The 12,786-nt window shown below is 69.2% G+C and carries 16 protein-coding genes and 1 pseudogene; 12 read left to right on the forward strand and 5 right to left on the reverse strand.

Going from position 1 to position 12,786, the window contains the following annotated elements:
- The 4 genes and pseudogenes from HCC78_RS29690 to HCC78_RS29705 all read left to right on the forward strand — a co-directional run.
- A pseudogene (locus HCC78_RS29690) lies at positions 1–199 on the forward strand (PQQ-dependent dehydrogenase, methanol/ethanol family); the annotation flags it as partial.
- A 75-nt stretch (positions 200–274) separates the two neighbouring features.
- A complete protein-coding gene (locus HCC78_RS29695; protein ID WP_172332363.1) occupies positions 275–793 on the forward strand; it encodes a c-type cytochrome, methanol metabolism-related in 519 nt (172 codons plus the stop codon).
- Positions 783–1,613 carry a substrate-binding domain-containing protein gene (locus HCC78_RS29700; protein ID WP_253949440.1) on the forward strand — a complete coding sequence of 277 codons (831 nt, stop codon included), beginning with the start codon at positions 783–785 and terminating at the stop codon, positions 1,611–1,613. The genes HCC78_RS29695 and HCC78_RS29700 overlap by 11 nt, the downstream gene beginning before the upstream one ends.
- On the forward strand, positions 1,610–2,149 hold the full coding sequence (locus HCC78_RS29705; protein WP_172332365.1) for a PQQ-dependent catabolism-associated CXXCW motif protein: 540 nt from the start codon (positions 1,610–1,612) through the stop codon (positions 2,147–2,149). Before HCC78_RS29700 ends, HCC78_RS29705 begins: the two co-directional genes overlap by 4 nt.
- On the opposite strand, the gene HCC78_RS29710 is transcribed toward HCC78_RS29705, so the two are convergent.
- The 4 genes from HCC78_RS29710 to HCC78_RS29725 are packed head-to-tail and all read right to left on the reverse strand — an operon-like array spanning position 2,143 to position 4,900.
- Entirely contained in the window at positions 2,143–2,943 is an 801-nt protein-coding gene (locus HCC78_RS29710) for a quinoprotein dehydrogenase-associated SoxYZ-like carrier (RefSeq protein WP_172332366.1), read from the reverse strand. The two genes, HCC78_RS29705 and HCC78_RS29710, sit on opposite strands and share 7 nt — an antisense overlap.
- Complete coding sequence (locus HCC78_RS29715; RefSeq protein ID WP_172332367.1) at positions 2,940–3,872, reverse strand: PQQ-binding-like beta-propeller repeat protein; 933 nt, start codon at positions 3,870–3,872, stop codon at positions 2,940–2,942. The genes HCC78_RS29710 and HCC78_RS29715 overlap by 4 nt, the downstream gene beginning before the upstream one ends.
- Entirely contained in the window at positions 3,859–4,398 is a 540-nt protein-coding gene (locus HCC78_RS29720; protein ID WP_172332377.1) for an SRPBCC family protein, read from the reverse strand. The genes HCC78_RS29715 and HCC78_RS29720 overlap by 14 nt, the downstream gene beginning before the upstream one ends.
- Positions 4,399–4,408: 10 nt before the next feature.
- Complete coding sequence (locus HCC78_RS29725; RefSeq protein WP_172332368.1) at positions 4,409–4,900, reverse strand: DUF3280 domain-containing protein; 492 nt, start codon at positions 4,898–4,900, stop codon at positions 4,409–4,411.
- A 122-nt stretch (positions 4,901–5,022) separates the two neighbouring features.
- Between HCC78_RS29725 and HCC78_RS29730 the strand changes: the two genes are divergently transcribed.
- The 7 genes from HCC78_RS29730 (at position 5,023) to HCC78_RS29760 (ending at position 10,322) form a co-directional block, all read left to right on the forward strand.
- Positions 5,023–6,204, forward strand: a complete 1,182-nt coding sequence (locus HCC78_RS29730) for an ABC transporter substrate-binding protein (protein WP_371743958.1) — start codon at positions 5,023–5,025, stop codon at positions 6,202–6,204.
- The gene (locus HCC78_RS29735; RefSeq protein ID WP_172332370.1) at positions 6,205–7,179 is read left to right on the forward strand and encodes a YVTN family beta-propeller repeat protein; all 975 of its coding nucleotides are present in this window, start codon (positions 6,205–6,207) and stop codon (positions 7,177–7,179) included. It abuts the gene before it with no gap.
- A gap of 8 nt (positions 7,180–7,187) precedes the next feature.
- A complete protein-coding gene (locus HCC78_RS29740; protein WP_172332371.1) occupies positions 7,188–7,619 on the forward strand; it encodes a hypothetical protein in 432 nt (143 codons plus the stop codon).
- 8 nt (positions 7,620–7,627) lie between these two features.
- Positions 7,628–7,882, forward strand: a complete 255-nt coding sequence (locus HCC78_RS29745; protein WP_172332372.1) for a PepSY domain-containing protein — start codon at positions 7,628–7,630, stop codon at positions 7,880–7,882.
- 115 nt (positions 7,883–7,997) lie between these two features.
- Positions 7,998–8,969: an ABC transporter substrate-binding protein gene (locus HCC78_RS29750; protein WP_172332373.1), complete on the forward strand. Its 972-nt coding sequence runs from the start codon at positions 7,998–8,000 to the stop codon at positions 8,967–8,969.
- Between the two features lie 10 nt (positions 8,970–8,979).
- Entirely contained in the window at positions 8,980–9,726 is a 747-nt protein-coding gene (locus HCC78_RS29755) for an ABC transporter permease (protein WP_172332374.1), read from the forward strand.
- Positions 9,723–10,322: an ABC transporter ATP-binding protein gene (locus tag HCC78_RS29760; RefSeq protein WP_172332375.1), complete on the forward strand. Its 600-nt coding sequence runs from the start codon at positions 9,723–9,725 to the stop codon at positions 10,320–10,322. The genes HCC78_RS29755 and HCC78_RS29760 overlap by 4 nt, the downstream gene beginning before the upstream one ends.
- Positions 10,323–10,325: 3 nt before the next feature.
- Here HCC78_RS29760 and HCC78_RS29765 read toward each other — a convergent pair whose 3' ends face one another.
- The gene (locus tag HCC78_RS29765; protein ID WP_172332376.1) at positions 10,326–10,529 is read right to left on the reverse strand and encodes a hypothetical protein; all 204 of its coding nucleotides are present in this window, start codon (positions 10,527–10,529) and stop codon (positions 10,326–10,328) included.
- A gap of 190 nt (positions 10,530–10,719) precedes the next feature.
- Here HCC78_RS29765 and HCC78_RS29770 point away from each other — a divergent pair, with 190 nt between their 5' ends.
- A complete protein-coding gene (locus HCC78_RS29770; RefSeq protein WP_371743959.1) occupies positions 10,720–12,294 on the forward strand; it encodes an ATP-binding protein in 1,575 nt (524 codons plus the stop codon).
- Positions 12,295–12,786 lie beyond the last annotated feature (492 nt).

Consider the following 12,786-nt stretch of genomic DNA (forward strand, 5'->3'; position numbering starts at 1 on the left):
CGGCAACGTGATGACCTACGAGCAGGCGGGCAAGCAGTACGTCGCGGTGCTCTCCGGCGTCGGCGGCTGGGCCGGAATCGGCCTCGCCGCGGGACTCACCAACCCCAATGACGGCCTGGGCGCCGTGGGCGGCTACTCCTCGCTGAGCGACTACACCGCGCTCGGCGGCCAGCTGACCGTCTTCGCCCTGCCGGACTGATCGCGGGCCCGTCCCCTTCAGTCGGCCGGCACGCTTGCGGGCGTGCCGGCCAGCCCCCATACACAGGATCGCATCATGAAGTTTACCGTAAGCGTTCTCGCCGCCGGACTTGCCGCGGCCGCCCTGGCCGGACCGGCCGCCGCACAGGAAGCCGACAACCTGACCGCCGCCTATGAAGAGGGTGGCCGGTACTATACCGAGGACGACGTGCCGACCTACAACGTGGGCGATGACGGAACGGTGGACTGGCTGACCTACTCCGGCTTCCGCCGCTACCATTCGGAATGCCATGTCTGCCACGGCCCCGAGGGCGAGGGCTCGTCCTATGCCCCGGCGCTGAAGAACTCGGCAATCGACATGGACTACTACGACTTCCTCGACGTGGTCACCAACGGCCGCCAGGTGGTCAACTCCGCCGAGCACAACGTGATGCCCGCCTTCGGCGACAACCCGAACGTGATGTGCTACATCGACGACATCTATGTCTACCTCAAGGCCCGCGGCGCAGGCGTCGTCCCGCGCGGACGCCCGGCCAAGAAGGAAGCGAAATCCGACGAGATCCGCGCGGCCGAGGAGGCCTGCCTTGGCTCGTAAGCCGTCTCTCGCCGCTGCGCTTGCCCTGGCCCTCGCGGCCGGGACGGCGCAGGGGCAGGTCTCGGACCTCGTTTCGACCACCCATTTCCGTGTCTGCGCCGATCCCGCCAACCTGCCGATGTCGAACGACAGGGGCGAGGGCTACGAGAACCGGCTGGCGGAGTTCTTCGCGGAGAAGCTCGGGCTGCCGGTGCAGTACACCTGGTTCCCGATGGCGACCGGCTTCATCCGCAACACCCTGCGCGCAAACAAGTGCGACGTGGTGATCGGCTATGCCCAGGGCCACGAACTGGTGCAGAACACCAACCATTACATGACCTCGGTCTTCACGCTGGTGGTGCCGGCGGACGGTCCGCTGGCGGATGTCGAGACGCTGTCCGATCCGCGGCTGGAGGGGCTGAAGATCGGCGTGATCGCCGGCAGCCCGCCGGCCACGCACATGGCGCGCAACGGGCTGATCGGCAAGGCGAAGGCCTACAACCTGACGGTCGACCGGCGGGTGGAATCCCCGGCCGTCGACATGCTCGACGATCTCGATGCGGGCGAGACCGACGCCGCCGTGCTGTGGGGGCCGCTGGCCGGGCCGCTGGTCAAGCAGGGCCATCCGGAGCTGAAAGTGATTCCGCTGCTGCACGAGACCCTGCCGCCGCGGCTGTTCTTCCGCATCACCATGGGCGTGCGGCCCGGCGACAAGACCTTCGAGCACAAGCTCAACTCGCTGATCCGCCGCAACCAGGGCGAGATCAACGCGATCCTGTCCGAGGCGGGCGTGCCCCTAGTCGACGACATGGGCGACGCCATGCTGGAGACGACCCAGTGATCCGCGCCGCGGCGGCTGCGGCGGTCCTGCTGTCGGCCGCGGCGGCGGCCGCGCAGGTGCCCGAGCCGGACGGCTACCGCATGGACGAGTACCGCGCGCCGGTGCCCGACACGCTGCAGGGCGCCACGGTGGTCGGCGCGGAGGAGGCGCATGCGCTCTGGGAATCCGGCAGCGCGGCCTTCGTCGACGTGCTGCCGCGCGCGCCGAAACCTGCGAACCTTCCCGAAGGCACGATCTGGCGCGACAAGCCGCGGCCCTCGATCCCGGGGGCCATGTGGCTGCCCAATACCGGCTACGGCGCGCTGGCGCCGCAGACGGAGGCCTATCTGGAAGACGGGCTGGCCAAGGCCGCGGGCGGCGATGCCGGGCATCCGCTGGTTATCTTCTGCCAGATGGATTGCTGGATGTCCTGGAACGCGGCCAAGCGCGCGGTGGGCTTCGGCTACACGGCGGTGTTCTGGTTCCCGGACGGCACCGACGGCTGGGACCTGGAGGGCTATCCGCTGGAAGAGGCGCAGCCCGAACCCGGTCAATAGCCGGGCAGGGCGGTCTGCGCGGTCGCGACCGTGCCGTCCGTGTCGGTCATCGTCACCTCGGCGCGATGTGCCTCCGGCGGGACGGTGAGGCCCAGATGCGGGTTCTCCGACAGCGAGATGCTGCCCGTGACCTCTGCGAAGGGCATGCCGTCGATGCCGATCTCCAGCGTCTCGACATAGCGCATCGGGATGAAGAGCAGCGAGACCTGGTCCATCTGCATGCCCGAATGGCTGGGATGGCTGACTTCGACGTCCAGCCGTCCGGGTGCCCCGGCGAGCTTCGCCAGCCGTTCGGTCACCGATCCGCTGCCGGGCAGTCCGGGCAGCAGTTGCAGCTCCATCTGGCCGAGCGTGGCTAGCGCCTCCTTCGGATCGGTGCCGGGCGGGGCGGCGCAGGCGCCCTGGCCCGAGGTCTTGACGAAGGCCTCCGCCACGAAATGCCGCCCGTCCGACAGCGCGGCAACGACATGGACCGGCGTCGGCCCGTTGATCCGCATCGTCGCCTCGAAGCCGAAGCCCGGCTGAGGCACCGCCAGGCGGAACACCGCGGAGACCGGCATCGGGTTCTCGTCGAGCACCAGCGTCACTTCCTCGACCAGCGTTCCCGCAGGCGGGGTGATCCGCGCGGCGATCTGCGTGCGGGAGTCGTTCTGCGTGCGGTAGGGGCTGTCCAGCGCGATCACGTCCCCTGCCGGCAGCAGCGCCGCGCCGGGGAAGACCTGCGGGGCGAGGTCGTCCCAGGTGCCGGCCATCAGCGGCGCGGCGGAAAGCAGGAGGGCGGCAAGGGCTTTCATGGGGCGGGGTCCTCCGCGATGAAGCGGCCGAAGGCGCGCGGCCCGTCCGCCGTGGCTATGGTGCCGGTGACCTCGAGCGTGGCGGCGTCGATCAGCGTCACGGTATTCTCGAACCAGTTGGCGACAACGATAGTATCGCCCGAAACGTCGATGCCCTCGGGATATTCGCCGACATCGATGGTGGCCAGCGGCTCCAGCGTGGCGAGGTCGAAGACGCTGACGCTGTCGCCGTACTGGTTGGTGACGAAGCCCCGGCCCCGGGCGAAGCCGACGCCGTAGGGGCGCTCGCCCACGGGCAGGGTGGCCAGCGTGACGCCTTCGCGCGCGTCTAGCACGCTGACATCGTTGGTGCCGACATTGCCGACGAAGAGCCGGCCATCGGGGGCGAAGCGCAGGCCGAAGGGGCGTTCACCCACCGGGATGCGGTGCAGGAGCGACAGGCTCGCCAGGTCGAAGACCGACACCATGTCGCCGTCGCGGTCGGCCGAGGCCAGCAGCCCGTCCTGGATCGCCAGCCCCGCGGGTTCGGCGCCGGTGGCAAGCTCGGCCACCGGGGCGAGCGTTTCCGCATCCAGCACCCAGATCCGCGCATTGTACCAGTCGGAGACGAAGAGATGGCCGTTTTCGGGGTCGAGCGCCGCCCCGATCGGTCCGCCGTCAAGCACGGTCTCGGCCAGCAGCGCGCCGGTTGCATCGAGATGGCGGACGGCCTTGGAGTCGGCGGAGACGGTGTAGACGCTGCCATCGGGGGACACGGCGACGCCCGCGGGCTTGCCGGGCAGCGGGATGCGGCGCAGCTCGGTTCCGGCGCCGAGGTCCAGCACGCTCAGCGCATCGCCGTTCTGGCAGGTGACGAAGGCCAGATCCCCCGCCGCGGCAGATCCCGCGGCGAGGCAGCAGAGCAGGGCGGACAGGCTACTGAGCCGCACCGAACCGCTCGGTCAGGGCGTCGAGCCCGGCCTGGTAGACGGCGGTCACCGCGGCCATGGCGGCTTCGTCGTTGAGTTCCGGCGGCGGGTCGTTGAGGGGATCGCCGCGGTAGAAGGCGCCCTTCCACTCGATATGCGAGCCGCCCGAGTCCAGCGGGGTCACGGTGATGTGGCCGGAATAGTTGGTCACCGGCAGCACCGCGACATCGACCTGCTCGATGCGGTAGGAATAGCTCATCTTCTCGGCGCTGTACTTGTAGAGGATCTCGTCGATCGTCGGGCCGCCTGCCTCGCCCAGGGTGAGCTGGCGGGTCGCGTCGATCTCGTTGCCGCCCTGGCCGGTGGTCGAGAAGATCGCCGGGTGCCAGCTCATGTCCTGGAAATTGCCGATCACGGACCAGACCTCGGCAGGGGCCGCGGCGACATCGGTCGAAAGCGTCGCCTTCTGCCGCGACGGGCCGTGGGCAAGCGCCATGGCGGGGATGAGAAGCCCCACCAGCAGCGCGAGTATCCTTGGAATGCGCATCATGCCTCCCTCATTCCTTGAAGATCTCGGTATTCAATATGTAGCGGATGCCCCTTAACCAGGAGTCATCGGTGTTGGACCGGATGTCCACGCTGCGGCCGCGCACCATCGCGCCTTCGCCGGTCTCGCGCACCACGAGGTTCATCGACAGGATCAGCTCGGAGACCTTCTGGACCTCGCCCACGGCGACGTAGTCGGCGCCGAGCCTGCGCGCCAGCCGGACCTCGCAGCCGTAGCAGTTGGCCGGGTTCGCGACCCGGTCCAGATCCTCGGCGACCGGCGAAAGGTCCATGACCGCCAGCCCCTCCTCCGCGAAGCGCGCGCGCACTGCCTCCTCCAGTAGGCCCGCGCGGGCGGCTTCCTCTGGGCGCAGCGGCAGCGGCGAGGTGTTGATCAGGTGGATGCCGAGGAATGCCACCTCCGCGCCCTTTTCCAGCGGTGGCCCGGCAAGGGCGGCACCGGCGGCGAGGAAGGCGCAGAGAATGGCGGTCACGCGGAACATGGCGGCATGGTAGCGGTCACGGGGGGTGCGGCAACTCCGTCAATGGTCTAGGTTGGGTCCGGGCGGCAGCTGGCGCAGTCTGCATGCCAAGGGATCCCGGGCTTCCGGGAAGGGAGGACAATTTGAGATTGCTTGCACCGCTACTCGCGGCGGTTCTGGCTATGCCGCTTGCCGCGCAGTCTGCCGACCTGCGGGCGGCCGTGCTGCGCGTGGACTATCCGTCGCTGGCGCCGATCTCGCGCTTCGAGGAGGTGCCCGAGGACCTGGGCTTTGCCGGGGCCGAACTGGCGATGGAGGACAACGCCACCACCGGCGCGTTCCTGGGCCACAACTACCAGCTCGAGACCGTCTCCGCCCCGCCGGAAGAGGCGGAGGCCGCGCTCGGCCGGATCCTCGCAGAGGGGATCGAGGCGGTGGTCGTGCTGGCGCATGGCGACGATCTGCTGAAGCTCGCCGACAGCGCGGGACCGGGGGTGCTCATCCTCAATGCCGGGGCGCGGGGCACGTCGCTGCGCAGCCAGGACTGCCGGGCGAATGTCCTGCACGTGACGCCCTCGACGGCGATGCTGGCCGATGCGGTGGTGCAGTTCGCCGCCTGGAAGAAATGGACCAGGCTCTACATGATCCGCGGCTCGCATCCCGAGGACAAGGAGCTGGCCGATGCCTACCGCCGCGCCGCCGCCCGCTTCGGCGCGCGGATCGTGGAGGAGCGCGAATTCGAGGATACCGGCGGATCGCGGCGCACCGATACCGGCCACGTGCTGGTGCAGCGCCAGCTGCCGGTCTTCACCGAGGGCGCCAAGAAGCACGACGTGGTGATCGCCGCCGACGCCTCGGACGTGTTCGCGCCCTACCTGCCGTTCCATCTGTGGGACCCGCGGCCGGTCATGGGCTCGGCCGGGCTGCGTCCCGTGACGTTCCACGCCGCGCACGAGGCCTGGGGCGCGACCCAGTTCCAGCGCCGCTTCGAGGCGCTGACCGGCCGCTACATACGCGAGGAGGACTACGACACCTGGCTGGCGCTGCGCGTGCTCGGCGAGGCAGTCACCCGCACCGGCAGCGCCGATGCCGGGGAGATGCGCGGCTACATCCTGTCTGATGCCTTCGAACTCGCGGCCTTCAAGGGGCAGAAGGTCACCTTCCGCCGCTGGAACGGCCAGCTCCGCCAGCCGATCCTGCTGTTCGACGGCCGGATCACTGCCAGCGTTTCGCCGCAGGAAGGGTTCCTGCACCAGAACTCGCCGCTGGACACGCTGGGGCTCGATGCCCCGGAATCCCAGTGCGACGCCTTCCAGGGAGGATAGATGAGGCGACTGTTACTGACCGCGGCCCTCGTTGCGGGGGGCTGCCCCGCGCTGGCCAACAAGATCTTCGTCTCGAACGAGCGCGGCAACACGATCTCGGTGATCGACAGCGAAAGCTGGGAGAAGATCGCCGAATTCCCAGCAGGCAACCGCCCGCGGGGCATCACCATCAGCCCCGACGGCAAGCATGTCTATGTCTGCGCCAGCGACGACAACCTGGTGCGGGTCTTCGATGCGGACACCTACGAGGAGCTGCCCTCGCTTCCTTCGGGGCCCGACCCGGAGCTGTTCGTGCTGCACCCGTCGGGCAATCCGCTCTACATCGCCAACGAGGATGACAACCTCGTCACGGTGACCGATGTCCATACCCGCCAGATCCTGGCCGAGGTGCCGGTCGGGGTGGAGCCCGAGGGCATGGGGATCAGCCCCGACGCGCGCTTCGTGGTCAACACCTCCGAGACCACGAACATGGCGCATTTCATCGACACCGCGGACTACCAGATCAAGTACAACGTCCTGGTCGACCAGCGCCCGCGCTATGCCGAGTATTCGAAGGACGGCACCAAGCTGTTCGTCACCGCGGAGATCGGCGGCACGGTCAGCGTGATCGAGATCGGCGACGACGACACGCCGGATCTGGTCCACAAGATCGCCTTCGAGGTCCCCGGCGTGCTGCCGGAATGGCTGCAGCCGGTGGGCGCGCGGATCACCTCGGACGGCAAGTGGCTGTTCGTGGCGCTGGGACCGGCGAACCGGGTCGCGGTCGTCGATGCCGCAACCTACGAGGTGAAGGACTACATCATGGTCGGGCAGCGGGTCTGGCAGATGGCCTTCACGCCGGACGAAAAATACCTGATCACCACCAACGGAAACTCCAACGACGTCACCGTGATCGACGTGGCCGCCCAGAAGGCGCTGCGCTCCATCCCGGTCGGGCAGCAGCCCTGGGGCGTCGCCGTGCAACCCGACCAGTGAGGCATCCGATGCGCTTCCTTGCCATTCTCGCCGCGCTTGCGGCGTCTCCTGCCGCCGCCGCGCCGCTCTGCACCGACATGGGCTTTGCCGGGCTGCTGGCCTCCTGCAACCGCGGCGAGCCGATCCGCCTGACCCTGGCCTCCGGCCAGCCGCTGGGCGAGGACGTGGTCCTGCAATCCGGGGCCTACTACAAGATGTTCATCACCGCCGACGGCTCGGCGGAGCTGGCGATCGAGGGGCCGTCCTTCTTCCGCGCCATCTGGATGAACGAGATCGTCATCAACGGCATCGAGATCCGCCCGATGGCGGTCGACTCGATGGAGTTCGACAAGGCCGGCGAGGCGGAGCTGAGCTTCATCGCCATCAAGCCCGGCGCCCATGTGATCCGCATCCCCGGTTCGCATGGCGAGAGCCAGCAGATCACCGTCCAGATCCAGTGAGGTCTCCGATGAAACACCTGATCCTGGCCGGACTTCTGGCCGCAGCGGCCCCCGCCTTTGCCCAGAACGCAGACGGGCTGCCGCAGGAGACCATCGATGCCATCATGGCCAAGCTCGCGGACATGAACTGCCAGATGGATCCGGACGACATCGAGGCCGAGGACGAGGGCTTCGACCTCGACGACGTGATTTGCGTGGGCGGGCACCAGTTCGACATCCTGCTCGACATGGATCTCGACGAGGTGTCGCGCCGCGCCGAATGACCCGGCGGCGCATCCCCCGCCTTGGTCCTATTGCAACGGGCCGGGGGATGCGCCAGTCAGGGACCGACAGCGACCCGGCCCCGGGGAGAGGGTCCGGTCACTCTGGGAGGAGAGAATGAGCTTTTTCAGGATGCTGGGCGCCGCCGCCCTGCTTGCCGCCACCGCGGTCCCCGCTTTCGCCGACGACCTGCCGCAGATCCGCGCCGCCACGCTGGAAATCGGCACGGTGAACTGGGAGCTGAACACGATCATCGAGAAGGGCTTCGACAAGGCGCATGGCTTCGAGCTGGTGCTGCAGCCCTATGCCTCGAACGACGCGACCCGCGTCGCGACCGAGGGCGGCGAGGCCGACATGTTCGTTGCCGACTGGATCTGGGTGGCCCGCCAGCGCGCCGCGGGCAAGGACTACGTCGTCATTCCCTATTCGACCGCCGTCGGCGGGCTAGTCGTTCCCGAGGACAGCCCGGTCAAGACGCTGGCCGATCTCGACGGCAAGAAGATCGGCATTGCAGGCGGTCCGCTGGACAAGAGCTGGCTGATCCTGCGCGCCTTCGCCAAGTCGGAATACGGCATGGACCTGGCCGCTCAGACCGAGCAGGTCTACGGCGCGCCGCCGCTGATCATGAAGACCGCCACCTCGGGCGAACTCGACGGCGCGATCAACTTCTGGCACTTCCTCGCCAAGATGAAGGCGGCGGGCATGCGCGAGGTCGCCTCGGTGCAGGACGCCGCCGCGTCGCTGGGGCTCGACCCGGACACGCCGCTGCTGGGCTACGTGCTGAAGGAGAGCTTCCTCGCCGAGCATCCGGACCTGGCCCAGGCGCTCTACGCCGCCTCGCGCGACGCCAAGCAGCTGCTGGGGTCCGACGATGCCGCCTGGGAGGCGGTCCGCCCGATGATGAACGCGAAGACCGACGCCCAGTTCGTGCAGCTGCGCGAGGATTTCCGCGCCGGCATTCCGCAGCCTGGCCCGGTGGACGAGGCAGCTGCCGGCCGGCTGCTGGCGCTGATGGCGGAACTCGGCGGCAGCGATCTGGTCGGCACGGCCACGTCGCTCCCGCCGGGCCTCTTCGCCAAGGTGGAGTAAGGCGGACCGCTTGGAACGTTTCCCGGTTACGGCAGTGTCGCTCCTGGGGCTCCTCGGCCTCTGGATCGCCGCTGCCGCGCTGACGTCAGACCCCTCGATCCTGCCGCAGCCTTGGTCGCTGGTCGGCCCGGCCTGGACCGAGATCGCCTCGGGCAAGCTGCCCTACCATCTCGGCCATACGCTGGTGCGGGTGGCCTGGGCCTTCGCGCTGGCGATGGGGATCGGCACCGTGCTGGGCTTCGTGATGGGGCGCTGCGAGACGGTGAACCGCTGGCTCGACCCCTGGCTGGTGGTGTTCCTAAACCTGCCGGCGCTGGTGCTGATCGTGCTGTGCTACCTGTGGATCGGGCTGAACGAGACCGCGGCCATCGTGGCGGTGACGCTGAACAAGGTGCCGAACGTGACCACGGTGATCCGCGAGGGCGTGCGCAGCTTCTCCGGCGATCTCGACGCCATGGCCACGGTGTTCCGCATGCCGTTCCGCCGCCGCCTGCGCCATGTGCTGCTGCCGCAGCTCGCGCCCTACATGTCGGCGGCGGCGCGCTCCGGCGTGGCGGTGATCTGGAAGATCGTGCTGGTGGTGGAATTCCTCGGCCGCTCCAATGGCATCGGGTTCCAGATCCACCTGTATTTCCAGCTGTTCGACGTGGCCCGCGTGCTGATCTATGCGCTCAGCTTCGTCGCCGTCATGCTGGCGGTGGAATGGCTGGTGCTGCAGCCCTGGGAACGGCAGGCGCGCCGCTGGCGGACGGCATGACCGAGGTCGAGGTGATCTCCAAGCGCTTCGGCGCGACCGAAGTGCTGGGGCAGATCTCCTTCCGCATCGCGCCGGGCGAGACGCTGGCCATCCTCGGGCCGTCGGGCATCGGCAAGTCGACGCTGCTGAAGATCGTCGCCGGGCTCGACCGCCGCTTCGAGGGCAGGGTGGCCCGGCCGGAGCGGCTGGCGATGGTCTTCCAGGAGCCGACGCTGCTGCCGTGGCGCAGCACGCTGCAGAACCTGACGCTGGTCCATGCCGACCTGTCCCGCGGTGCGGCGGAGGACATGCTGGCCCAGGTCGGGCTGGCGGGGAAGGGCGGGTTCTATCCCGGACAGCTGTCGCTCGGCCAGCAGCGGCGTCTGGCGCTGGCGCGCGCCTTTGCCGGGCGTCCGCAGCTGCTGGTGCTGGACGAACCCTTCGTCTCGCTGGATGCGGAGCTTGCGGAGACCATGCTCTCCCTCACCGAGAGCCTGATCGCCCGCGCGCGTCCCGCGACGCTGCTGGTGACCCATGCGCGGGCCGAGGCCGAGAGGCTGGCCGACCGGATGCTGTGGCTGGGCGGGTCGCCCGCGCGGCTCGGACCGGAGCCGTGACGGTCAGGCGTCGTGCTTGCCTGTCTGCATCATGCGGCACGACCATTTCGCGACATGCCACTTGGCATGGCTTTCGGTCCATTTGGCCAGTTCCGGCTGGGCGCCCATCATGCAGGTCATCGGGGTTATGTCGGTGAACAGCATGCTGCGTTCCTCGCAGACGCCGGGCGTCGTGTTCATGCACGCAACGAAGAGGAGTTCGATCATGGGGGGAGGCTCGTGTCAACTCATACCATCGGATAGGTCGAGTATGAAGGAACCGTTGCACGCGGGAAGGGAATCTGCCCGCATATCCGGTATGTCAGCCTTGCTGCCAATTTTTCGGGCGCAAAAATGCTGCACCTGCACAATAAAAGTGGTTAACGTTGCGGGATGCGGGTAGAAAAGGACAGAATAGGTGAACTATCTGCGCACCTCCCTGAAGGTCCGCCTCGGCCTGACGGCTGCCATGCTGGGGGCGGCGGCGGTGCTGTCCGCCGCGCTGCTGGTGGGCGGTCTGGCCGAGGTATCGGCGCGGATGCAGGCTCTGGAAGCCGCGGAGCGGCGCATCGACCGCTATTCCGTGCTGTCGACCGAGGCGGCGCGCTACCTGGTGGTCGCGACCGAGGCAGTGCAGTCCGGGCTCGGCCCTGAGGACCGGGCGGTTCGGCTTTCGGGGCTGGCGGCCGAGATCGCGGCGACTTTCGTCCGGTTGCGCAGCGATCTGGAGGCGTCGGTGGCCGAGGCGGCAGAGCTGGGGCTGGACGAGCAGAGCCGCCGCGCCACGGTCGGGCTCGCCATCGCGCGGATGGAGGCGCAGTTCTCCGTGACCCATGCCGCGATGACCGCCCCCGGCGGCGCACCCGAGTCGCTGCGCGGCTATCTCGACAGTTTCGCGATGCGGGCCGACCCGAACCTGAACGCGGCCATTACCGAGGAAATCCGCGGCCGCGAGGCGATCCGCGCCGGCATCGGCAAGCTGCGCCGCCGCCTCGCGGCCGCGGCGGGCGCGCTCGGCCTGGCGGCGGTCGCCGCGGCGGTCGCGGCCTATGCAGGGCTGATACGGCCGCAGTTCCGGCGGCTCGACCGGCTGTCCGCCGCCGCGCGCAGGATCGGCGCCCAGGATTTCGCCGTGGCGCTGCCGGAAGGTCCGGACGAGATCGGCCGCGTCTTCGCCGAGACCAACCGCATGGCCGAAGCGCTGGGGCGGCGCGAACGCGAGGTGGAGGCTGACTGGGCGCGGCTGAACGACATCATCGCCGAGCGCACCGATGCACTGCGCGCCGCCAATGACCGGCTGGCCGCCCAGGACCGCGACCGCCGCCGCTTCTTCGCCGATATCAGCCACGAGCTGCGCACGCCGCTGACCGTCATTTCGATGGAGGCGCAGCTCGGCGCGGCCGCCCGGGACCCGGAGGCAGCCGAGGCCTTCGCCACGATCCGCACCCGCGCCGAACGGCTGAACCGCCGGATCGACGACCTGCTGCGCATCGCCCGGTCCGAAAGCGGCCAGCTGGAGCTGTCGCCGGAACCGCTCGATGCCGCCGGCATCCTGCGCGAGGCGCTGGCCGAGACGGAGGGCGAGCTGCGGGCCGCCGGTATGCGGCTGGAACAGGGGGCGTTTCCCGCCGCGCCGGTGAGCGCCGATGCCAACTGGCTTCGGCAGGTGGTGACGGGGGCGATCCGCAACGCGATCCGCCATGCCGGGCAGGGCGGCGTGCTGCGGGTCGAGCTGGAGGCCGGCCAGCGCATCGGAATCCGGATCGCCGACGACGGGCCGGGCATCGACCCTGCGGCGCGGGAGCGGCTTTTCGACCGCTTCGCCCGCGGCACGGAGAGCCCCGGCTTCGGCATCGGGCTGGCGCTGTCGCGATGGGTGATGGAAGAGCAGGGCGGAACGATCTCGATCGAAAGCCCGGTCGATCCGGCTCGGCGCCTCGGGACGAACCCGGGTTGTGCGCTTTGCCTGAGCTTGCCGCGCCGCGGCGATTAGGGGGCCGCAGAAAACGGCTCCGGCAGATCTTCCCGGAGAGCGTCCGGCAGCTTTCGGGCCGTTCGCGAAGGCAGCAGGCCATGACTCCGTCGTCGCCGTCGGCAGACGCTCATCGGAGGTTCTGCCGAAGGGAGCGGCCTTGAACTGCACGGTCCGCCGGGCCGGGTTTGCCGCAGGAGCAAGGACCGGTGCCGCACGAACCGGCGCTCCGGCGGAGGACGGCACACATCCGCAGCTCCGGGTGCAACCGGCGCCGAAGCCGCGCGGGCATCATGGCGATGCGTCCGCCCGTCTTGAAGTTGCCCACAAGTGCCCGCCTGCGGCGTTGCAAGGCGGGCGCCTTCCGCGAGGTCTGCGAGGCGGGGGAAGCCCCGCCATGGGACCGCGGTCCCCGGCGGTGCGGCGGACGCGCGGCCGGGATGGCCTCCGGGGCGTGCGGCCGACCCGGTGCAGGATCCGGGATCGCGAGGTGCCTGCCGCTTCCTCGCCGGC

Source organism: Mangrovicoccus sp. HB161399 (assembly GCF_013184745.1).
Lineage (GTDB): Bacteria > Pseudomonadota > Alphaproteobacteria > Rhodobacterales > Rhodobacteraceae > Mangrovicoccus.